General features: G+C 64.4%; 22 protein-coding genes. 4 read left to right on the forward strand and 18 right to left on the reverse strand.

Features of this window, described 5'->3' with window-relative positions; translation table 11 throughout:
• Positions 1–7: 7 nt before the first annotated feature.
• The 5 genes from BRA1417_RS0133435 to BRA1417_RS0133455 all read right to left on the reverse strand — a co-directional run bounded on the left by BRA1417_RS0133435 (position 8) and on the right by BRA1417_RS0133455 (position 4,690).
• Complete coding sequence (locus BRA1417_RS0133435) at positions 8–712, reverse strand: ABC transporter ATP-binding protein (RefSeq protein WP_027519516.1); 705 nt, start codon at positions 710–712, stop codon at positions 8–10.
• The gene (locus BRA1417_RS0133440) at positions 712–1,482 is read right to left on the reverse strand and encodes an ABC transporter ATP-binding protein (protein WP_027519517.1); all 771 of its coding nucleotides are present in this window, start codon (positions 1,480–1,482) and stop codon (positions 712–714) included. Before BRA1417_RS0133440 ends, BRA1417_RS0133435 begins: the two co-directional genes overlap by 1 nt.
• Positions 1,483–1,512: 30 nt before the next feature.
• A complete protein-coding gene (locus BRA1417_RS0133445) occupies positions 1,513–2,835 on the reverse strand; it encodes an ABC transporter substrate-binding protein (protein WP_027519518.1) in 1,323 nt (440 codons plus the stop codon).
• 95 nt (positions 2,836–2,930) lie between these two features.
• Complete coding sequence (locus tag BRA1417_RS0133450; protein WP_027519519.1) at positions 2,931–3,635, reverse strand: NUDIX hydrolase; 705 nt, start codon at positions 3,633–3,635, stop codon at positions 2,931–2,933.
• A gap of 29 nt (positions 3,636–3,664) precedes the next feature.
• Complete coding sequence (locus BRA1417_RS0133455; RefSeq protein WP_027519520.1) at positions 3,665–4,690, reverse strand: ABC transporter substrate-binding protein; 1,026 nt, start codon at positions 4,688–4,690, stop codon at positions 3,665–3,667.
• 137 nt (positions 4,691–4,827) lie between these two features.
• On the opposite strand from BRA1417_RS0133455, the gene BRA1417_RS0133460 reads away from it, so the two are divergent.
• Positions 4,828–5,277, forward strand: coding sequence for a cupin domain-containing protein (locus tag BRA1417_RS0133460; RefSeq protein ID WP_027519521.1), 450 nt, complete (start codon positions 4,828–4,830; stop codon positions 5,275–5,277).
• 39 nt (positions 5,278–5,316) lie between these two features.
• On the opposite strand, the gene BRA1417_RS0133465 is transcribed toward BRA1417_RS0133460, so the two are convergent.
• A complete protein-coding gene (locus BRA1417_RS0133465) occupies positions 5,317–6,102 on the reverse strand; it encodes an ABC transporter permease (RefSeq protein WP_007613304.1) in 786 nt (261 codons plus the stop codon).
• Positions 6,102–6,920: an ABC transporter ATP-binding protein gene (locus tag BRA1417_RS0133470; RefSeq protein WP_027519522.1), complete on the reverse strand. Its 819-nt coding sequence runs from the start codon at positions 6,918–6,920 to the stop codon at positions 6,102–6,104. Before BRA1417_RS0133470 ends, BRA1417_RS0133465 begins: the two co-directional genes overlap by 1 nt.
• 132 nt (positions 6,921–7,052) lie before the next feature.
• Here BRA1417_RS0133470 and BRA1417_RS0133475 point away from each other — a divergent pair, with 132 nt between their 5' ends.
• Positions 7,053–7,835, forward strand: a complete 783-nt coding sequence (locus BRA1417_RS0133475; protein WP_027519523.1) for an ABC transporter ATP-binding protein — start codon at positions 7,053–7,055, stop codon at positions 7,833–7,835.
• A complete protein-coding gene (locus BRA1417_RS0133480; RefSeq protein WP_027519524.1) occupies positions 7,832–9,391 on the forward strand; it encodes a glycine betaine ABC transporter substrate-binding protein in 1,560 nt (519 codons plus the stop codon). The genes BRA1417_RS0133475 and BRA1417_RS0133480 overlap by 4 nt, the downstream gene beginning before the upstream one ends.
• 5 nt (positions 9,392–9,396) lie before the next feature.
• On the opposite strand, the gene BRA1417_RS0133485 is transcribed toward BRA1417_RS0133480, so the two are convergent.
• The 11 genes from BRA1417_RS0133485 to miaA all read right to left on the reverse strand — a co-directional run bounded on the left by BRA1417_RS0133485 (position 9,397) and on the right by miaA (position 21,216).
• Positions 9,397–11,109, reverse strand: a complete 1,713-nt coding sequence (locus tag BRA1417_RS0133485; protein WP_027519525.1) for a sulfatase-like hydrolase/transferase — start codon at positions 11,107–11,109, stop codon at positions 9,397–9,399.
• A 233-nt stretch (positions 11,110–11,342) separates the two neighbouring features.
• Entirely contained in the window at positions 11,343–11,633 is a 291-nt protein-coding gene (locus BRA1417_RS0133490; protein ID WP_027519526.1) for a DUF1330 domain-containing protein, read from the reverse strand.
• Positions 11,634–11,695: 62 nt separating this feature from the next.
• Positions 11,696–12,547: an SDR family oxidoreductase gene (locus BRA1417_RS0133495; RefSeq protein WP_027519527.1), complete on the reverse strand. Its 852-nt coding sequence runs from the start codon at positions 12,545–12,547 to the stop codon at positions 11,696–11,698.
• 478 nt (positions 12,548–13,025) lie between these two features.
• Positions 13,026–14,045, reverse strand: a complete 1,020-nt coding sequence (gene ilvC / locus BRA1417_RS0133500) for a ketol-acid reductoisomerase (RefSeq protein ID WP_027519528.1) — start codon at positions 14,043–14,045, stop codon at positions 13,026–13,028.
• A gap of 143 nt (positions 14,046–14,188) precedes the next feature.
• Positions 14,189–14,791, reverse strand: a complete 603-nt coding sequence (locus BRA1417_RS0133505; protein WP_027519529.1) for a LysE family translocator — start codon at positions 14,789–14,791, stop codon at positions 14,189–14,191.
• A gap of 2 nt (positions 14,792–14,793) precedes the next feature.
• Positions 14,794–15,687 carry an EamA family transporter gene (locus BRA1417_RS0133510; RefSeq protein ID WP_027519530.1) on the reverse strand — a complete coding sequence of 298 codons (894 nt, stop codon included), beginning with the start codon at positions 15,685–15,687 and terminating at the stop codon, positions 14,794–14,796.
• A gap of 69 nt (positions 15,688–15,756) precedes the next feature.
• Positions 15,757–16,446: a class I SAM-dependent methyltransferase gene (locus BRA1417_RS0133515; RefSeq protein ID WP_027519531.1), complete on the reverse strand. Its 690-nt coding sequence runs from the start codon at positions 16,444–16,446 to the stop codon at positions 15,757–15,759.
• A gap of 3 nt (positions 16,447–16,449) precedes the next feature.
• Positions 16,450–16,992, reverse strand: coding sequence for an acetolactate synthase small subunit (ilvN, locus tag BRA1417_RS0133520; protein ID WP_027519532.1), 543 nt, complete (start codon positions 16,990–16,992; stop codon positions 16,450–16,452).
• 23 nt (positions 16,993–17,015) lie between these two features.
• The gene (locus tag BRA1417_RS0133525) at positions 17,016–17,999 is read right to left on the reverse strand and encodes a threonine dehydratase (RefSeq protein WP_027519533.1); all 984 of its coding nucleotides are present in this window, start codon (positions 17,997–17,999) and stop codon (positions 17,016–17,018) included.
• A 154-nt stretch (positions 18,000–18,153) separates the two neighbouring features.
• Positions 18,154–19,929 (reverse strand): acetolactate synthase 3 large subunit, encoded by a 1,776-nt coding sequence (locus BRA1417_RS0133530; RefSeq protein ID WP_027519534.1) that lies wholly within the window; start codon positions 19,927–19,929, stop codon positions 18,154–18,156.
• A 330-nt stretch (positions 19,930–20,259) separates the two neighbouring features.
• Positions 20,260–21,216 carry a tRNA (adenosine(37)-N6)-dimethylallyltransferase MiaA gene (gene miaA, locus BRA1417_RS0133535; protein WP_027519535.1) on the reverse strand — a complete coding sequence of 319 codons (957 nt, stop codon included), beginning with the start codon at positions 21,214–21,216 and terminating at the stop codon, positions 20,260–20,262.
• 11 nt (positions 21,217–21,227) lie between these two features.
• Here miaA and serB point away from each other — a divergent pair, with 11 nt between their 5' ends.
• Positions 21,228–22,133, forward strand: a complete 906-nt coding sequence (gene serB, locus BRA1417_RS0133540) for a phosphoserine phosphatase SerB (protein WP_027519536.1) — start codon at positions 21,228–21,230, stop codon at positions 22,131–22,133.
• Positions 22,134–22,220: the final 87 nt, after the last annotated feature.

Raw genomic sequence — 22,220 nt, forward strand, 5'->3', positions numbered from 1 at the left:
ATGAACCTCACACCCCGAGATACGCTTCCTTGACCGTGTCGCTCGCCAGCATCTCGGCCGAGGTACCTGAGGACCTGATCGTGCCCGCCTCGATCAGATAGGCGCGATCGACCACTTTCAGCACCTGCTGCACATTCTGCTCGACGATCAGCACGGTCAGCCCGCTGGCGCGGATCCGCTTCACCAGCTCGAACACCTGCTGCACCACGACCGGCGCGAGCCCCGCCGACGGCTCGTCGAGCAGCAGCAGCTTTGGATTCGACATCAGCGCGCGGCCGATCGCGCACATCTGCTGCTCGCCGCCGGACATGGTGCCGGCCATCTGGTGGCGGCGCTCCTTCAGGCGCGGAAACAGCTCGAACACCACGTCCAGCCGCTCGGCATAGTGGCCGCGCGCCTCCTGCATGAAGGCGCCCATCTTGAGATTGTCGTCGACCGAGAGCTGCGGAAACAGCCGCCGGTTCTCCGGCACATGCGCGATCCCGAGGCTGACGATCTTGTGCGGCGGCGTGGCCACGACGTCGACGGCTTCCATTCTGATCGAACCACGCGAGGGACGGATCAGCCCGGAGATGACGCGCATCAGGGTGGTCTTGCCGGCCCCGTTGGGCCCGATGACCCCGACAGCCTCCCCCGCCTTCACGTCGAGATCGACGTCGAACAGTGCCTGGAACGTGCCATAGCCGGCATTGACGCCGCGGAGCTCAAGCATCACTGCACCCCCGCGCGGCGGCGCGCGGCGGCGGCCGCGGCCTGCGTGGTCTCGGCATCGGTGCCGAGATAGACCTCGATGACACGGGGATCGCCGGCAACGGCACTCGGTAAGCCTTCCGAGATCTTCTCGCCGTGATCGAGCACCATGACGCGATCGACGACGCGCATCAGCACGCCCATGATGTGCTCGACCCAGATGATGGTAATGCCGAGCTCGTCGCGGATGTTGCGCAGCATGTCGGCCGCCTGCCCCATCTCGGCCTCGTCGAGACCGCCGAGGCTCTCGTCGGCCAGCAGGAGTTTCGGGGCGGTGGCGAGCGCTTTCGCCAGTTCGAGCTTTTTCAGGCCGGCTGCGCCGAGGCCGTCGACGCTGGCATGGCGATCGGTCGGCAGGCCGACCATCGCCAGCGATCGCTCGGCCGCCTCCTCGGCCCTGGCACGGCTATGGCGGCCCTGGCCGTAGAATCCGGCGAGCGCGACGTTCTCGAAGATCGTCAGGCGGCGGAATGGCCGCGGGATCTGGAAGGTGCGGCCGATGCCGCTGTTGATGATCCGGTGCGGCGGAAGGCCTGCGATCTCGGAGCCGTCGAACAGGATCGAACCGGACGTCGGCGCCAGCGTGCCCGAGAGCATATTGAAGATCGTGCTCTTGCCCGAGCCGTTGGGGCCGATCAGGCCGAGGATCTCGCCCTGGCCGACCTTGAACGACACATTGTTGACGGCGGTGAAGCCACCAAACCGCTTCACCAGCCCGCTGACTTCCAGCACCGTCCCGCTCTCCTCTCTGCGCCCATTGCGCTATTGGTTGCTGTAAGTGGTGCCCTTCGGCAACGGCAGCACGGCCTCGCGCTGCGCCTGGCTCTTGGGCCACACCACGGAGGACTTGTCGTCGATGTACTGGATCACGACCGGGAACGAGCGCTCGTTCTGCCCGGCCATCGGCGTGCCCTCGCCGTAAAACTTGACGCCGAAGCCGAGCATGGTGCCTCCTTCGGGAATATCAGTGTCGAGCGCAGCCTTGCGCAGCGCATCCGGATCGACCCCGCCATACTTCTTGATCGCGCGCGGCAGCACGTCATTCATGAACACATAGGTGTTGGACGCACCGATGCCGACATGCGCCGAGCGGATAGCGACGCCGGGCCGGATCTTGTCGAACTCCTCGCCGACCATCTTGATCACAGGCGGAAGCTTAGGATCCATGGTCTTCTGGTTGGCAAGCCAGATCGAGATCGGGTCGGTGTTGAAGATGTAGGTGGCATCGGCGCCCATGCCTTCCTTCAGTTTTTCATAGACCCCGTAACCCGCACCATGCCCCATCAGCGCGCCGAATTTCAGCCCCTGCTCGCGCGCCTGACGCAGCAACAGCGTGATATCGGGGTTGTAGCCGGTGTGGAAAATGACGTCGGGCTTGGCGCGCTTCAACTTGGTCACCAGCGCGGAGAGGTCAGGCGCGGTGGCCGAATAGCCCTCCTTCATCACGACGTTGAAGCCCGCCTTCTTCGCGCCGGCCTCGTTGCCCCTGGACACGTCGACGCCATAGGCGCCGTCTTCGTGAATGATGGCGACGCGCAGATCCTTCGGCTCCTTGTCGAACTTCGCCTTGGCGTTCTGCGCGATGAAATCCATCGTCATCATGCCGAACTGGTCGCCGCTCGCCTGCGGGCGGAAGACGTATTTGTAGCCCTTCTCGTTGAACACGGCCGACGAGATGCAGGTCGTCATCCACATGAATTTCTTGAGCTGCTCGACGCGGGCGGCGACCGGCACGCATTGCGCCGAGGAGAAGAAGCCGAGCACCATGTCGACCTTCTCCTGCTCGAGCAGGCGGACGGATTCGTTGATCGCGATGTCGGGCTTGCTCTGCGCGTCGGCGTAGACCGCTTCGATCTTGTAACCCTCGACGCCGGTCTTGGCGAAATGGTCGAGGACGATCTTTGCGCCGATATAACCGAGTTCAGAGCCGCCGCCGGCGAGAGGCCCGGTCAGATCGAATACGACGCCGATCTTGATCTTCTTGTCTTTGCCTTGATCCTGGGCCTGGGCGGACAGCGCCAGGCCCGTCGCCGATATCGCGACCAACAGCCCACGTACCAAACGGGCAGCCATGCGCACGCGCATCAAAACCTCCCTGGACGATTGTGCATTGCATTCTTTTTGGTTTTGTATTTTTGCCCATCACATGGGCTGAGCGCAGCGATGTCAAGCCTCGCGCATCAGCGCGACGCGAACTGCTGCTCGACGAAGGCCGTGACAAATCGCGGCATGGACGGCGTGAGATCGCTCATCCCGCGCACGAGATGGATGGACGAGAGCTCCGGCTCGGCCTCGCGCGCCAGATTGGCTTCGATCCGCGCACGGGCCACATCACCCGGCATGTCCAGGTTGACAATTTGCAACATCGCAATCGTTGGGCCGGTGACGACGCAATGCCAGTCCGGCTCGACCCGATAGTCCGCCGCGGTCAGGCCGGTCTCTTCCTCGAGTTCGCGGATCACGCTGCCGGGAATGTCCAGCGTGTCGCCCCTGACGTCGTCGAGATCGGGCGTGCCCGACGGGAAATAGATCCGGCCAGCATTGGCGGTGTGCTGCGCCATCTCGCCCATGACGAAGGCGCCGTCGGAGGCGCGCAACGCGCCCATGCCAAAACCGTTGAACACGGCCTTGTCGGGAAAACCCCAGTCGCGCCAGGCGAGGAAGCTCGCGAAATCGGTCTCGAAATAGGTCGCAGAAAGATGCCCGTCGGCGAACGTTGCATCACGCCCGAGCAGGACGCGACCGTTCCAGATCTTTGGCCGCTCGCGCTGCTTCTCGGCGAAATGCACCGCGATCTCGTCACGCCGCTCCTCCGCGAATGGCCAGACGACCGGCCGCACGGCAAGATCAAGCGTCGTGACGCGATGAATGATTGGTGACGTCATAGCGCCTGATGACCACGCCTTCGCGTCAGTTATTTGGCGCTCCCCGTGGTCTTCTTGGCCTGCTCGACATATTTGTTGGTGAAGGTCTTGCTGACGTCGATCTTGGCGTTCGCCACATCGGGTGAGCCGACGCTGAACACCGCGAGCACTGCGTCGGCGCCCTTCGGGTCCATCTTGCCGGTTTCGGAGTACATCGGGATCGTGTTCTTCAGCGCCGCGAGATAGAGGTCCTTGTTCTTGCCGACCGTCTCCTCCGGCATCTTTGCCATGATCTCCTCGGGCGAGTGCGAGTGGATCCAGGCGAGCGTGCCCAGGATCGCATTGGTCAGCGCCTGCGTCTCCTTCTCGTGGCCGGCCACCCAAGCCGCGGTCGAGTACAGCGCGCCGCCCGGATATTCGCCCCCGAACGTCTCGAGCGTATCCTTTTGCGTGCGGGTGTCCGAGAGGATGCGCAGATCCTTGTGGCTGCCTTGGAGCACGGTCACCGACGGGTCGAGCATCACGGCCGCGTCGATCTGGCCCTGCTCCATGGCGGCAACCGCAGTGGCCCCGAGGCCGACGCCGATCACGGCGGTGCTGGTGGGATCGACGCCGTTCTTCTTCAGCATATACTTCAGGAAGAAGTCCGTGGAGGAGCCGGGCGCGCTGACGCCGACCTTCTTGCCGGCGAGGTCCTTGATCGACTTGATCTCGTTGGTGTGCGACGGCGAAACCACCAGCACGAGGCCGGGATAGCGGTCATAGACGACGAACGCCTGAAGCTCCTGTTTCTTAGCGGCCAGGTTGACGCAATGGTCGAAATAGCCGGAGACCACGTCGGCGCTGCCGCCGAGCACGGCCTTGAGCGCATCCGAGCCGCCCTTGAGGTCCACGAGCTCGACACTGAGGCCGGCCTTGTCGTATTCGCCGAGCTGCTTTGCCAGCACCGTCGGCAAATAGCACAGGCAGGAGCCGCCGCCGATCGCGATGGTGACCTTGCTTTGCGCCGCGGCAAGACCGGTGGTGAGCGTCAGCGCGATCAACGCGCCCGCGAGCCTGGCTATCGTGTTCTTCATTGGTTTCCTCCGTTCGGCTGGCGGCACCATAGAGCAGCCGGACTGGCTTGAGAAGCAGGACCGAAGGCGCTGGCCATCGGCCTTTCGGCGCAATAGCATGAGCCCACAAGAACAATTTTTGATGGGGAGGATCATCCATGAATCGCCTTGCAATCGGACTGTCGATCGCCACCGCTTTTGCTGCCGGATGCGGCGCAACCCACCTGCTGCGGCCGGCGCTGGCCGCGGAGAACATCATGCCGCAGATCATCCACACCGGCGAGATGGAGGGCGACGCGCTCGGAAACGCCAACGCCGTCGGCTACCGTTCCAAGATGTTCGCAAGCGCCGATGGTGCCACCATCTCGATCCAGGTCGGCAACGTGCCCAAGCACATGCATCCCAACACCAACGAGATCCAGTACATTTTAGAGGGCACCGGCACGATCTGGTTCGGCGACAAGGAAGTCACGGTGAAGCCGGGCGATCTCGTCATCATCCCGAAGGGGACGCCGCACGGCGGCACCAAGCCGATCAGCGGACAGGTCAAGGCGATCGCGATCAAGACGCCGCCGCAGGCGCCCGACGACACCAAGCTGCTGGATTGATCGATCCGGGGCTCGCACGCCGTGCGGGCCCCTTGCGGCCTAGCCGCGCCCGTCCACGGTCGGGCGCCAGACCAGCAGTCTCCGCTCGACCAGCGTCACACCAAAATCGATCAGAATGACGAAGGCCGACAGCACGAACATGCCGGCGAACACGCCGGCGACGTCGAATATGCCTTCAGCCTGCTGAATGAGATAGCCGAGCCCCGCCGCCGATCCCAAATATTCGCCGACGACCGCACCGACCACGGCAAAACCGACCGACGTGTGCAGCGAGGAGAACATCCACGACAGTGCCGAGGGCCAATAGACGTGCTGCATCAGCTGCCGCTCGCTCATGCCGAGCATGCGACCGTTATCGAGCACGGTGCGGCTGACCTCCTTGACGCCTTGATAGACGTTGAAGAACACGATGAAGAACACCAGCGTCACGCCGAGCGCGACCTTGGACCAGATGCCGAGCCCAAGCCACAGCGCGAAGATCGGCGCCAGCACCACACGCGGCAGTGCGTTGACCATCTTGACGTAGGGATCGAACACCGCGGCGACCAGCGGCTGGCGCGCGAACCAGAAGCCGATCAGCACGCCGCCCGCCGATCCGATCACGAAGGCCAGGATCGATTCCGTCAGCGTGATGCCGAGATGCTTCCAGATCACACCGGACGAGAACCATTTGACGATCTGGGCGAAGACATCGACTGGGTTGGAGAAGAAGAACGGCGGCAGCAGGATCTTGCCGAACACGGGCACGGTCGATAGCAATTGCCACAGCGCGAGGCAGACCACCGCGACCAGCACTTGCAGCGAGAGCAGCGTCACGCGCGACATCACACGGCCTCCGCCGCTTGCGTGGACTGCGCGTAGCCCTTCATGACCTCGTCCTTGAGCACGCTCCAGATCTCGCGATGAAGCGCATGAAACTCCTTGTCCAGCCGCACTTCGAAAATGTCGCGCGGGCGTGGCAGGCTCACGCGCCAGTCGCCGATGATGCGGGAGGACGGCCCCGCCGACATGATCACGACGCGATCGGCGAGCGCGATCGCCTCTTCCAGATCATGGGTGACGAACAGCACGGCCTTGCGGTCGGCGTTCCAGAGGTCGAGCAGCAGGTTGCCCATCACCTGCCGGGTCTGTGCATCCAGCGGCCCGAACGGCTCGTCCATGAGCAGGATCTTCGGATCGCGGATCAGCACCTGCGCCAGCGCCACGCGCTTGCGCTGGCCGCCCGAGAGCATGTGTGGATAGCGGTTGGCGAAGGCGCCCAGGCCGACCGAGGTCAGCCATGTCTGCGCCCGCGGCAGCGCCTCGCTGCGCGACGTGCCGCTGACTTCGAGCCCGATCGCGACATTGTCGAGCGCGGTCTTCCAGGGGAACAGCGCATCGGCCTGGAACAGATAGCCGGCATCCCGATTCAGCCCGGCGAGCGGCTGGTCGAATATCCTAACGCTCCCGGCAGCCGGCTTCAGCAGCCCGGCCGCGACGTTGAGCAGCGTCGATTTCCCGCAGCCGGTCGGGCCGACGATGGCGACGAACTCGCCCTGCGCTACCGTCAGATGCGCCTTCTCCACCGCCGTATAGACCCGCCCGTCCCCCAGCTGGAACGCGACCTTGGCATCTTCCAGCGCCACTGCCGTAGGCGTTATCATGTGTTCCCTCCGAACTTGGCCCGATGCCTTAGCCGCTCGCGCGGCCAAGTTCAATCAAGCCGCCAAGCGTGGTACGCATGGGCCTCGTCATCCCCTGCCCTACGGGCGGGTTAGCGTAGTGAGCCCCGCCCGATGCCATCCAGGCCGATGATTGGCTATGCCCACGTCACCAAGAGCTTCGGCGCGCTCAAGGCCGTGGACGATGTGTCACTCGACATCGCCGAAGGCGAGTTTGTGGCCGTCGTCGGCGGCTCGGGTTCGGGCAAGACGACGCTGCTGCGGCTCGCCAACCGTCTGATCGAGGCGGATGGCGGCACGATCACAGTCGAGGGCGACGACGTGCAATCGATTGATCCGGTCGCGCTGCGGCGCCGCATCGGCTACGTCTTCCAGAGCGGCGGGCTGTTCCCGCATCTGAGCGTCGCCGACAATATCGGGATCACGCCAAAACTGCTCGGCGTCCCGGCGGCGGATATCGCAACGCGGGTCGACGAGTTGCTCGAGCTCGTGCAGCTCGACCGCGCCGCCCATCGCGAGCGGTTGCCGGATGCGCTCTCGGGCGGCCAGCGCCAGCGTGTCGGCGTGGCGCGCGCGCTTGCGGCAAGCCCCCGCATCGTGCTGATGGACGAGCCCTTCGGCGCGCTCGATCCCCTCACCCGCGATGCGCTCGGCGAGGATTTTCGCGAGCTGCACCGCAAGCTCGGCCTGACCACCGTGATGATCACCCACGACATGACGGAAGCGATCCTGCTCGCGGACCGCATCGCGGTGATGCGCAGCGGGAAGATGCTCTCGCAGGGCACGCCAGTGGAGCTCTCGAAAAGCAGCGACGCCTACGTGCTGGAGCTGTTGCGGACGCCACGACGCCAGGTCGAGCGATTGAACGCGTTGCTGCCACAGAGCGGGGCGGCATGAGCCTGTTCACCGATCCGCGCTGGGGCGAGGCGCTGGGGCATTTGCCCGACTATCTCGGCAACCACGTCCGGGTGAGTCTCGCCGCACTCGCGCTCGGCCTGATCATCAGCCTGCCGCTGGCGATCCTGACGCGCAACCGCCCCACGCCGCGCGCCGTCCTGCTCGCGCTCGCCAGCATCGTGCAGACGGTGCCCGGGCTGGCGCTGCTCGCGCTGTTCTATCCGCTCCTGCTGCTCGCGGCCTCGGTGACGCTGGCCTGGTTCGGCGTCTCCTTCTCCGCTTTCGGCTTCCTGCCGGCGATGCTGGCGCTGGCGCTCTATTCGATGCTGCCGGTGCTGCGCAATGGCATCACCGGCCTCAACGGCATCGATCCCGCGCTGATCGAGGCTGCGAAAGGCGTCGGAATGACCGCACGGCAGTCGCTGGTGATGGTTGAACTGCCGCTGGCCCTCCCCGTGATGATGGCTGGCATCCGTACCGCCGCAGTGTGGGTGATCGGCACTGCGACGCTGTCGACCCCGATCGGGCAGACCAGCCTCGGCAATTACATCTTTGCCGGGCTCCAGACCCAGAACTGGGTGTTCGTGCTGTTCGGCTGCTTTGCCTCCGCCCTGCTGGCGCTCGCCGTCGATCAACTGCTCGGGCTGATCGAGAGCGGCCTGCGCCGGCGCAGCCGCGTGCGTACGGCGCTTGGCGCGGCCGGGATCGCCGCACTGGTCGCCGCAACATTGGTGCCGACGATGGGGCGCTCGACACAGAGCTATGTCGTCGGCGCCAAGACGTTTGCGGAGCAATATGTGCTGTCGGCGCTGATGCGGGACCGGCTGCAGGCCGCCGGTCTTTCCGCCGTCGCACGATCCGGTCTCGGCTCGAGCGTGATCTTCGAGGCGTTGAGGGCCGGCGATATCGATCTCTACGTCGATTATTCCGGCACGCTCTGGGCCAATCAGCTTCACCGCACGGACATCAAGCCGCGCGCGGAGCTGTTGGCGGAGCTGCAGACGACGCTTGCGAAGGAGAGCATCACCCTGCTCGGCGAGCTCGGTTTCGAGAATGCCTATGCGCTGGTGATCCCGAAGAAGCGCGCCGAGGCGCTCGGCATCCGCACTATCGCCGATCTCGCCGCGCATGCGTCGACGCTGTCGATCGCCGGCGATTATGAGTTCTTCTCGCGACCCGAATGGGCGGCGCTGCAAAAGGCCTATGGCCTCTCGTTCCGCGCCCAGCGACAGATGCAGCCGGACTTCATGTATGCGGCGGTCGCCAGCGGCGAGGTCGATGTCATCGCGGGCTACACCAGCGACGGGCTGATCGCAAAATATGATCTCGTTGCGCTCGACGATCCCAGGCACGCGATCCCGCCTTACGATGCCATCCTGCTGCTGGCCCCGAAGCGCGCCGGCGACGAGCGGCTACAGGCCGCGCTGAAACCGCTGCTCGGCAAGATCGACATCGCCACGATGCGCGAAGCGAATTTGCGGGCGGCCGGCAACGATGCGAATTCGTCGCCGGATGCAGTGGCGAAATGGCTGTGGGCGAAGGTGGGTGGGCGGTAGGCCGGCTACAGCCCCCTGATCATCCCCGCATTGATCAGCAGCCGGTTCAACCGGCGCGCCTCGGCGCCGTCCTTGCAGCCGTAGAAGATGCCCTTGCAGCGGAGCATGATCTCCTTCTGCTCGGCGAAGGACGGATCGAGCGGGATGCCGGCAGCTTCCTGGATGACCAATGGCAGATACGGACCATCGACCGTGTCCATCACGGCCTCGCTCTTCACCGGCTCGAAATTGACGGCGTCGATCGCGTAATAGGTCGCGTAGAGGCGCGGATCGTAGGCGTCGAGCTTTTTGCCGATTGCACCCTCGTCGAGCCCGGGCTCGAGGATACCGGGCGCAAACTCGGGCTGATGGTCGCCATAGCGCACGATCAGGAAAGGCTCGCCGGGAAAATTCTTCTTCAAGCCCGCGAGGAAAGCCTTGTACTGCTCGGCGCTCATCGCCTGCCGGCGCAGATATTCGTCGATGGACGGCACATTGCCCGGTGCGCGCCAGTTCGGCAGCAGATCCGGGCGGAAGCGCGTCTCCCAGGGGAAATGATTGGCGCCGAGATAGATGAAGGTGAACAGCGGCTTGTTCGGCGTTCGCTCACCCATCAGCCGGAGCGCCTTGTCGTAGAAGAAGCTATCCGGCTCGACATCCTTGGCGCCGAGATCCTTGGAGTCGAGGAAGCGTTCGATGCCGGCCGTCATCTGAAAGCTGCGCGCGGCCATGAAGCCGCCATTGGCGGGGTAGAGCGACATCGTGTCGTAGCCGCAGCGGCGCAGCGCCAGCGGCAGGCCGCGCTCGACACGGCCTGTTGCAATGCGCGTCACGAAATAGGCGAAGCGGCCGAACGAGCGCGACGACAACCCCGCGAGCACGTTGTATTCGGTGAACCAGCTCGGCCCGCCATTGCTCTCGGCCAGAAACGCGCGCTCCTTGCCGTCCCAGGATTTGAAATGGCTGCCGTAGCCCGGCGGCACCTTGATGCCCTGCGCGGCGCGGATGTCGAAGCTCGATTCATCATGGACCATGATGATGTTCGGCCGCCGGCCGGCGGGATGGCAGGCATCGACCAGCGGCATGTTGAGCCGTTCGTTGGTCGAAGCGGCCGACTCCATGAAGCCGTATTGCGCGAAGTCGGAGACCGCGCTGACGCCCGAGCGGAAGAACTTGGAGAGATAGCCGTCGTCATAATAGCCGCGCCAGGCCTCGTCCGGATGATAGAGCGAATAGCCGACCAGCGCGGCGAGGCAGGCGAGCTTGCAGGCGAGTGCCGGTAGCCTACGGATGCGGAAAGGGTCGAGCCACCACAGCGCATACATCAGCGGCAGCGTGACGAGGCCGGCCCCGATCACCGACCAGCGCAAATTCGGGAAGATCGTGAACAGGAACGCCACCGTGTCGCGATCGATCATCATCAGGTCGATGAAGTTGACCGTCATCTGCACGACGTCGTGCTTCAGCCGCGACAGCAGCACCAGGACCACGACCATGGTCAGCGACAGCGCACCCGAGAGCGCCGGCCGCCGCAGCAGCGCGATCCAGAAGAAATTGAGGATGCCCCAGGCCAGCACGAAGGAGAGCCGTGCGCCGAAATCCGTCTCGGTCTCGTACATCAGCACGAGCGCCGCGAGATGCGGCGCCGCAACCGCGAGCAGCCGCCAGATACCGAGCGCGGCGACGCTCGCCAGCACAGCGGTCGTGGCAGAAGGACCTGGATTGGGCGCGGACGCCATCGACGACACGCAACTGCTGGTCCGGCACGGTGATGCCGAGCCGGCTGACCGGGCCTGCGGCGTTCGGCGCAGCCGGAAGGCCTGCACCGTGTCATAAAACTGTAATTGAACGGTCACCGACAAGCAACGCGTGGCGCGATCCGACCTTCGCTTAATGTTAGCGGAAGCCGATCGGTCTTCGCGCCCAATTCGTCCAGCCAGAGCGATCCCGCAGTGCAGAACCGACTTGGCGGCTAGTCGAGGCCCTCGACGCTGACCAGGCGGGCAGAACTGCAAGCGTCCCGGACCGCTTTGAGTCCCTGGTAGGTCGCGCCTGTGTAGAACGCCTCCCAGGCGGCGACGGACGGGAATTCCAGCAGAACGATCCTGCGGGGCTGCCAGTCTCCCTCGTAGACCTTGTGGGCGCCCCCTCGCGTCAGATATCTGGCTCCAGCGGCCTCCAGGGCGGGCTTCACGCCCAACATGAAGCTTTGGTACTGCTGCAAATCCCTGATCTCGACGTCGAAAATCACATAAGCCGGCATCTCAAGACGCTCCCACGATCGGAAATCGATCACCTGTCTGGCAATGGTCTCACCTCGGAGGCTCAGCCCTGCGGCAGCAGCCCGAGCCGCTTGGCGATGATACGGTCGACCACACGCTTGGGCAGCGCGGCCGTCATCAAATGTCGCATCCGGTCCGGCGTGATCTGGTAGCGAACCTTGGGCCTCTCGGCGGTGAGCGCCTCGAAAACGACCTCGGCGATCCGCTCGGCCGGCAGCCCGGTCTCGCCGAGCTTCATCATGAACGCCATGACCTTGTTCAGCGCCGGCAGATAAGGCGAGTTCTGGTAGACCGAGAGATCGATCTGCTCGGCCTTGCCCCAGATCGGCGTCTTGACTGCGCCGGGGGCGACGATGATGACGTCAATGCCGAACAGCATCAATTCGCGCCGCAAGCTTTCCGATAAGCCTTCGATGGCATGCTTGGAAGTGCAGTATGGAGCCAACAACGGATTGCCGTTCTTGCCTGCGACCGAGCTGATCATCACGATCCGTCCCTTCGGCCCCTTCAGCGACGGATCGGCGCCGAGCAGCGGCCCGAAAGCCTGCGTCGCGATGACCGGGCCGATGACGTTGATGTCCATCTGCCGGCGGAAGTCGTCGGCCGACAGTTCGAGCACGGGACCGGCGACCGCGACGCCGGCGTTGTTGACGAGACCGGCCAGCGTCTCGCCGCCCAGCGCCTCGCGGACTTTTCGCGCAGCCGCGAGGACCGCCGCCTCGTCGGTGACGTCGAACAGCAGCGGCGTGAAGTTCGCACCGAATTCACCCGTGAGCCGGTCCGCATCGGCCTGCTTGCGGACACTACCGAAAACACGATGGCCGCGCCCGAGCAGGAACTTCGCAATGGCCCAGCCAATGCCGGTGGACGCGCCGGTGACGACGACGGATCGCATGGTCTTTTCCCCCCGAAGAGCTCCCGCGATCATGCAGTGGAAAGGTGCCGCGGCGCAATGCCGTCCACCGCTCAAGGAGACGCCGCCGATGTCAGTTTTTAAGTTGAAGGCAGGTGCGAATGTCGCGACGTGAGATCGACTGCAACGTGAAGATATGGATGAAGAGCCGAATCTTTGACTCTGAAGACGCTCGGCTTTTGAGGATCGGGAGCTTCTGAGAAATTCCGAAAAACAACGCGAGACGAAGAATGTGGTTTAAGCGTCAGTTCTTCGTGCTCAGGGAGCACTTCAGCTCGCGAAGAATTTGAATGAGGCAGCAATGCTTCGCGCGAGACGAAAAGAGCGAGACCGCTGGTTGCGATCTCGCTCGAATATAGCCGCGAAAGATTTAAGAATTGGTTTGGCAAGCGAAGCTTGTGTTTTCGCTCGCGTGTCCGGATGCGGCGTAACCGATACGCCGCATCCGAACGGCCGCGACTTAGTTCTTCGACTTGTCGACCAGCGCGCCCTTCTTGATCCAGGGCATCATGTCGCGCAGCTTGGCGCCGACTTCCTCGATCGGATGCTCTGCGAGCTTGGCGCGGGTCGCCTTGAACGAGGTCTGGTTGACCTTGTTCTCGAGCATCCAGTCGCGCGCGAACTTGCCGGACTGGATGTCGTTCAGAACCCGCTTCATCTCCTTCTTGGTCTCGTCGGTGACGATGCGCGGACCGGTGACGTATTCGCCGTACTCCGCGGTGTTGGAGATCGAGTAGTTCATGTTGGCGATACCGCCTTCATAGATCAGGTCGACGATCAGCTTCACTTCGTGCAGGCACTCGAAATAGGCCATCTCCGGCGCGTAGCCGGCTTCGACCAGGGTCTCGTAACCGCCCTTGATCAGCTCGACCAAGCCGCCGCAGAGCACAACCTGCTCGCCGAACAGGTCGGTCTCGCACTCTTCCTTGAAGGTGGTCTCGATGATGCCGGCGCGGCCGCCGCCGACGGCCGAGGCGTAGGACAGGCCGAGGTCATGGGCATTACCCGAAACGTCCTTCGCGATCGCGATCAGGCAGGGCACGCCGCCGCCGCGCTGATACTCCGAGCGCACGGTGTGGCCGGGGCCCTTCGGCGCGATCATGAGAACGTCGAGATCGGCGCGCGGGTCGAGCAGGTTGAAGTGGACGTTGAGACCGTGCGCGAAGACGAGGGCGGCGCCCTTCTTCATGTTGTCGTGCAGGTGCTCGCGGTAGATGTCGCCCTGGAGCTCGTCCGGGGTCAGCATCATGACGAGGTCGGCCCATTTGGCGGCCTCGGCAACTTCCATCACCTTGAAGCCGGCAGTTTCCGCCTTCTTGGCCGAGGCCGAACCCTTGCGGAGCGCAATCGCCACGTCCTTGACGCCGGAATCCTTCAGGTTCAGCGCATGGGCGTGGCCCTGGCTGCCATAGCCGACGATGACGACCTTCTTGCCCTTGATCAGGTTCAGGTCGGCGTCGCGATCATAATAAACACGCATGGTCGTTTCCTCGTTCAGGGGCCGGAATCGGCCGTTGGTCAGGTCTTATCAGGTCTCGGATGGTGAAATTTGCGGATTTCGGGGGCTGTCTAGAGCATTTTCGGCCCCCTGGGAAACCCGTTTCTGCATGGAAAGCTCGGGCATCATGCATCCATGACGACGGGATAGAGGGACGCCAGCAGCAGGATCGCCATCAGGATATTGAAGGCGCGGACCAGCCGCACGGAGGTTAGGACGGGCCGCAGTGCTGTGCCGAAGAAGGCCCAGACGACCGTCGAGACCGTGCCCACGAGCAGGCTGATCAAGGTCTGGATCGCGATGTTGAGCGGGAATTTGGCGATCGCTGCATAGGCGGTGATGGTGCCGATCACGATCACCCAGCCTTTTGCGTTGATCCATTGGAACATGGCGGCACCCAGGAAGGTCATCGGGCCGCGGCCGTCTCCCTCGCCCGGCTTCGCCGGACCCGAGAAAGCGATCACGGCGGCCAGGTAGATCAAGTAGGCGGCGCCGGCGTATTTCAAAATAGTCTGCAGGATCGGATAGGCCAGGAACACGGTGCCGAGCCCGAGGCCGACCGCTGCAATCATGAAGGCGAAGCCGATGACGACGCCGGCGATGTGCGGAATCGTGCGCCGGAAGCCATAAGTCAGCCCCGAGGACAGCAACATGATGTTGTTCGGCCCAGGCGTGAAATACATCACGGCCATGAAGGCGAGGAAGGCATACAGCAGCGACTGGGACATGCTCACCTCACGCGGCCTTCGGCTGCGGTTCTTGGTAACGCCTCGGGGCGTTTCGCCAGCACCATCACCGCGATACCGCCGATCACGGTGAGCATGCCGGCGAGGCGCAGCGGGCCGAACCGCTCGCCGAACACGATGCTGGACGCGGCCGAGCCGACGAACGGCACCAGCAGCGCGAACGGCACCACCTGCGCAGGGGGATAGTCACGCAGCAGCCGACCCCACAGCCAATAGGCGATGCTGGTGGAGATGCCGCCGATCAACAGCAGGCAAATGAGGCCGGTGAGCGACATGTGGATCAGCGACTGCCAGGTCGGCGTCGGTCCGTTGACGATCAGCGTGAGCGCGAACAGCGGCACCGCGGTGGCCAGGCACAACCAGGCGAACAGATCGAACATCGGCACGCCGCGGGCGCCGCGCAGCAAGATATTGCCGACCGCAAAGCTGACCGGCGCGATCATCAGCACGGCGAAGGCACCGATGCTGAAATCATAGCCGACAGTACCGCAGATCATCAAAAGGCCGACGGCTGCGATGCCGATACCCAGCGTCTGCACCGGCGTCGGCCGCTCGCCGAATGCGATCGCGGCAAAGCCGATCGTGAACAGCGCCTGGCTCTGCACGACGACGCTGGTCAGCCCCACCGGCACGCCATGAGCGATGCCATAGGCCTGGCTCAGAAATTGGCCGAGAAAGAGCGTGAAGCTGATCGCGATCAGGAGCGGCCAGGCGACTTTCGGCTTGCGAATGAACAGACACGGGACCGCGGCAATGGTGAAGCGCATCGCCGTCATCAGCTCCGGCGAAAATTCGTCGAGCGCGATCCGGCTCGCCACGAAGGCAAGCCCCCAGATGACCGCCACCAGGATGGCGATGAGGATGTCGGCCGGCTTCATTGTCGTTCCCGGTTCTGCCCTGTCGTGCAGCCCTGTTTGTTGTTCTGGTCGAGCCTTGCTCGCCGGCCGTCACGTGGAAGAATTGGGTTTCCGCAGCAGATAAGTGCCGTGCATCGGGGCGTGATAATCGGCCGAGACCATCGTGAAGCCGACGTCGGTCAGCATCCGCTCCATGACCCAGCCAAAAGTGGAATACTCGTCGCGCATGTGGGTGACGACGCTTTCACGCGGCACATCGTGGTTCTTGATCTCGAAGTCGGCCCATTGATCGACGTCGCGCTCGAGCGCATCGGGCATCGAGGCGTAGACGATGTCGCGCAAATAGAAGGTGGCACCGGGCTTGAGCGCGCGATAGATCCGCGACATCGCCACCGCCTTCCAGAAATCCGGCAGATGGTGCAGCGTGAACTCGCTGACGATGAGGTCATAGGATTCCGGCCGGTAGGCGAAGCTGAGCAGGCCGGCGGACTGCGTGCGCACGGGCGCCTTGCGGTCGCGCGCGTAGATCTCGGCGAGAGCCAGCATCGCGGGCGAGATGTCGATAGCGTCGACCTCGGCGCCCATCAGCGCCGCCTCGGTCGCAAGCACGCCGTTGCCGCAACCGATGTCGGCGATGCGCCAGCCGCGCTGGACGCCGAGCATTTTCAGCGCGGCGCGCGCGCGTAGATCGGCATCGTCATGACTGTCGTAGATCGAGGCCACTGCAGGCCCGATCCCCATCCGGTTCCGCTCGTTGTAATACCAGTCGCGCGCCAGCATGGCTCACATTCCTTCAGGCCCGCGACCAATCGCGGCAACACCGGTGCGCGACACTTCGACGAGGCCAAGCGGACGCATCAGGTCGATAAACTGATTGATCTTGTCGGTGTTGCCTGTGATCTCGAACACAAAACTCTCGGTGGTGGCGTCGATCACGCGGGCGCGGAACGCGTCCGCCAGCCGCAGCGCCTCGACGCGATGCTCGCCCTCTCCGCGCACCTTGACCATTGCAAGCTCGCGCTCGATCGAGCGTTTCGTCAGCGTCATGTCGACGACGCGATACACAGGGATCATGCGGTCGAGCTGATGCTTGATCTGCTCGATCACCATCGGCGTACCCGTGGTGACGATGGTGATGCGCGAGAGATGCTTCTGGCTCTCGGTCTCGGAGACCGTGAGGCTCTCGATGTTGTAGCCGCGCCCCGAGAACAGGCCGATGACGCGCGCGAGCACGCCGGGCTCGTTCTGCACGAGCACCGAAAGCGTGTGCGTCTCGTTCGGATCGTGGCGTTCCTCGATGAAATAGGCGGATGCGGGCTGGTTCATTGTCGTCCCCTTTATTCTCATCGTCACGCCGTCGCCCGATGAGCGACCGGCGCATCCGTCCCGACCCAACCGCGGAACAGATCGAAATCGATATTGCCGCCGGACAGCACTAGACCGACGCGCTTGTCCTGTAGCTTGGTCTTTTCCTGAAGCGCCGCAGCGAGCGCGGCGGCGCCGGCGCCTTCGGCGAGATTGTGCGTGTCGATCCAGAGCGCATGGATCGCGAGCGCGATCTCATCGTCCGTCACCTGGACGATACGCGAGGCGCCCTTGAGGATGACCGCGAGCGCTTCCGGATCGGGAATCCGCGTCGCCATGCCATCCGCGAGCGTGTTGCTGGTCTCGGTGGTCACGACATGACCGGCCGCGAACGACAGCGCGTAGGACGGCGCCTCGGTCGATTGCACGCCGACGACCTCGGTCTTCAGGCCGAGCAGATCGCGCGCCATGATACAGCCGCAGATCCCCGAGCCCTGCCCGATCGGCACATAGAGGATGTCGAGATCGGGCGCGGCCCGGAGCAATTCGAGCGCATAGGTCGCCACGCCCAGCACCAGGTCCGTATGGAACGACGGCACCATGTGCAGCCCGGCGAACTGCGCGTGGCGCCCGGCTTCCTCGCGTGCGGCCTGAAAGTCCTCGCCGTGCTCGACGAGTTCGGCGCCGAATGCCTTCATCGCACGGTTCTTCTCGACCGAATTGCCGCGCGGCACATAGATCACGGCAGGCACGCCATGGCGGCTCGCCGCAAAGGCGAGGCTCTGGCCATGATTGCCACGCGTCGCCGAGATGATGCCCGGAATGTTCGGCCGTTCGCGCTTCAGCCGATCGAGATAGACCAACCCGCCGCGCACCTTGAAGGCGCCCGTCGGCGTGTGATTCTCGTGCTTGACCACGACCTGCGTGCCGAGCCGCTGGCTGAGCAGCGGCCAGGCGTGCGCCGGCGTCGGCGGCACCGCCTGCCCCACGATCGCATGCGCGCGTTCGAGCTCGTTCAGGTCGAACATTTCACCTTCTCATCGATCCATCTCTCGCGACTGTCATCCCGGCGAAGGCGGGGATCCAGTATTCCAGAGGCCCCCGAGAGCGATCGAGAGGCCGCGGCGTACTGGATCGCCCGGTCAAGCCGGGCGATGACAGCGAAATTTGTGACCATCACGCTCACACCAGCGCCTTGCCGCCGGCGAACGCCTTTGCGGTCGCCTCGTCGTTCGCCTGCTCCGGCAACAGCATCTCGTTGTGCGCCTTGCCGGAGGGGATCATCGGGAAGCAGTTTTCCAGCGACGCGACGCGGCAGTCGAACAGCACCGGGCGCTTGACCGAGATCATCTCCTGGATGGCGCCGTCGAGATCGCCCGGCTTGTGCACCTGGATGCCGACGCCGCCATAGGCTTCCGCGAGCTTGACGAAGTCCGGCATCGCCTCCGAGTAGGAATGCGACAGGCGGTTGCCGTGGAGCAGCTGCTGCCACTGCCGCACCATGCCCATATATTGGTTGTTCAGGATGAAGATCTTGATCGGCAGCTCATACTGCACCGCCGTCGACATCTCCTGCATCGTCATCTGCACCGAGGCATCACCCGCGATGTCGATGACGAGGCTGTCGGGATGGGCAACCTGCACGCCGACCGCAGCCGGCAAGCCGTAGCCCATGGTGCCGAGACCGCCCGAGGTCATCCAGCGATGCGGCTCCTCGAAGCCGTAGAACTGCGCGGCCCACATCTGATGCTGGCCGACCTCGGTGGTGATGTAGGTGTCCTTGCCGCGGGTCGCCTCGAACAGGCTCTGGATCGCATGCTGCGGCAGGATGACGTCGTTGCTCTTCCTGTAATAGAGCGAGTTGCGGGCGCGCCACTGCGCGATCTGCTGCCACCACGCCTTGATGTCGGGCTTCTTCGCCTCCGCCTTGAACACCTGGAGAATGTCGCCGAGGACGTTGCCGCAGTCGCCGATGATCGGCACGTCAACGCGGATGTTCTTGTTGATCGAGGACGGGTCGATGTCGATGTGGATCTTCTTCGAGCCCGGCGAGAACGCATCGACCCTGCCGGTGATGCGGTCGTCGAAGCGCGCACCGACACACAGCATGACGTCGCAATCATGCATGGTCATGTTGGCTTCGTAGGTGCCGTGCATGCCGAGCATGCCGAGCCAGCTCTTGCCCGACGCGGGATATGCGCCGAGGCCCATTAGCGTGGAGGTGATCGGAAAGCCGGTGACCTCGACCAGCTCGCGCAGCAGCCTAGTGGCCTCGGGACCGGAATTGATCACGCCGCCGCCGCTGTAGATCACGGGGCGCTTGGCGCCTGCGAGCAGCGCCACGGCCTTGCGGATCTGCGTCGCATCGCCCTTCACGCGCGGCGCGTAGGAGCGATGCACGTCGGACTTGCGCGGCGGATGATAGGTGCCGGTCGCGAACTGCACGTCCTTAGGCACGTCGACGAGCACCGGGCCCGGTCGACCCGTCGTCGCAACGTAGAAGGCCTCGTGCAGCACCTTTGCGAGATCGTTGACGTCGCGAACCAGCCAGTTGTGTTTGGTGCAGGGGCGCGTGATGCCGACGGTGTCGCATTCCTGGAACGCGTCGTTGCCGATCAGATGCGTCGGCACCTGACCGGAGATGCAGACCAGCGGGATCGAGTCCATCAGCGCGTCGGTGAGCGGCGTCACCATGTTGGTGGCGCCGGGGCCCGAGGTCACCAGTGCAACGCCCGGCCTGCCGGTCGAACGCGCATAGCCCTCGGCGGCGTGGCCCGCGCCCTGCTCGTGGCGGACCAGGATGTGCTGGACCTCGCTCTGCTGGAAGATCTCGTCGTAGATCGGGAGCACCGCGCCGCCGGGATAGCCGAAAATGTCGGTCACGCCATGATCGATGAGCGCGCGGACGATCATCGCGGCGCCGGTCATCTGGTTCGGATCGTGGCTCTTGTCGCTCATTGGCTTGCTCCGGATGCGCTGTTGTCAGCGGCTTCATTCGTGTCGGGTTTTCGGAAATAAAAAAGGCCCCGAAGAGGGCCCATGCACACCGCCTGTCATGTGGATGGCAGCTAGCCACCCCCGGCGGTGTGCCTGGGTACGACGGCGATAAGGAGTTTGGTAATAATGTTACGCATGGCAGGTGCCCGGCTTCCCAAAGGTTGCGCGAAACATAGCGGCCGGCGCCCCGATGTCAAGGCAATGCGGCCGTTCCCGCGCGATTTTGGCAGTGTAGCGGTGTTCCCGGGGTTGGGCGAGAGGTAAATTCGGGAGCCGAGGCACAAAAGCGTGTCAACGGGGGTCCCGCGCCACGTTCACGATCGCCGCCAGCCAGCCCCGAATCTCCTCCGGCTTCACCCACTCGAATTCGGGCAATTGGTGCCGGAACCAGGTAAACTGCCGCTTGGCGTAGTGGCGGGTGTCGGCGCGGCCGATGGTGGCCGCCTGCTCCAGGCTGAGCTCACCACGCAGATGCCGGATCAGCGCCGGCACGCCATGAGCCTTCATCGCCGGCAGCAGCGGATCGAGGTTTCGGGCGGCGAGACGCTCGACCTCCTCCAGCGCACCGGCACCCAACATGACGTCGAAGCGGGCGTCGATGCGCGCATAGAGCTCGTCGCGCTCGGGCGCGAGGAACACCGCGCGAAAACTGTCCTTGGGCAAGAGCGGCGGCTGGCCCTCATGGTGCCAGTCCAGCAGCGAGCGGCCGGTGGCTTCGACCACTTCGAGCGCGCGCGCAATGCGCGTGCGATCACGCAGGTTCAATCGCTCGGCCGCCCGCGGATCGGAGGCTGCGAGTTCGGCGTGCAGCGCCTCGACGCCATTCCGCTCCAGCCGCGCCCGGACGTCCTCGCGCACCTCGGCGGGGATCGGCGGGACCACGGAAAGGCCCGCCGTCAGCGCCTTGAAATACAGCCCGGTGCCGCCGATGAAGATGGGCAGGCGGCCTTCGGCTTGCGACTGTTCAAGCGCCTTGGCCGCGTCGCCCACCCAGGCGCCAGCCGAAAAATTCACGGCCGCATCGACATGGCCGTACAGGCGATGAGGCGCCCGCGCCTCGTCGCCATCTGTGGGGCGCGCGGTGATGATGCGGAGGTCGCGGTAAACCTGCATGGAATCGGCATTGATCACGACCCCGCCCGCAGCGAGCGCAAGCTCGAACGCCAGCGCCGACTTGCCGCTGGCGGTCGGGCCTGCGATAAGCACCGCCTTGCCAACATGCCTTCTGCCGACTTGCCCCTCGCTCACGAAAACCTCAAATGTCCCTCGTTGCCACGCTGATCTGCAACCCGAATAATCCCGCGCTCGACTCGACCATCGTCGACGGCGCCCGCGCGGTGCTGCCACAGGCGGCTCCCGCGCACTGGCTGTTCGACGGGGTTGCAGTCGACATCCCCTTCGGCGCCGACAGTAACCTCGAAGGCGACCGTCACGCCATCGAGCAGCGGCTCCGCGAGCTTCGCGGCGACCTGCCCATCGACATCGTCGTGCAGCCAGTCGGCTTCCGGCGCAAGAAGCTTTTTCTCGCCGACATGGATTCCACCATGATCGGCCAGGAATGTATCGACGAGCTCGCCGATTTCGTCGGGGTGAAGGCCCATGTGGCCGCCATCACCGAACGCGCGATGCGCGGCGAGGTCGAGTTCGAGCCGGCGCTGCGCGAGCGCGTCGCGCTGCTCAAGGACCTCCCCGCCAGTGCCGTCGACGAGGTGCTGGCCAAGCGCATTACGCTGACGCCGGGTGGCCGCGAACTGGTCGCGACCATGCGCGCCCATGGCGCCTATGCCTGTCTCGTCTCCGGCGGCTTCACACTGTTCACCAGCGCGGTCGCCACCAGGATCGGCTTCCAGGAGAACCGCGCCAACGAGCTCGTCGTCCGCGACGGCAAGTTCACCGGCGAGGTGAAGGAGCCGATCTTGGGGCGCGCGGCAAAGCTCGCGACGCTGGTGGATCTGATGGAGTCGTTCGATCTCGACGACATCGACTCGCTGGCGGTCGGCGACGGCGCCAATGATCTCGCGATGATCCAGGCGGCGGGGCTGGGCGTGGCGTATCACGCCAAGCCCGCGGTGGCCGCCGCTGCGGCGGCGCGGATCGATCATGGCGATCTCACCGCGCTGCTGTACGCGCAGGGGTATCGACGCGAGGAGTTCGTGGAGGGGTAGTCTCCTCTCCGCTGTCATCACCCGCGAAAGCGGGTGATCCAGTATTTCAGAGACAGGCGAGGATACGGAAAAGCCGCGGCGTACTGG

Source organism: Bradyrhizobium sp. WSM1417 (assembly GCF_000515415.1).
Lineage (GTDB): Bacteria > Pseudomonadota > Alphaproteobacteria > Rhizobiales > Xanthobacteraceae > Bradyrhizobium.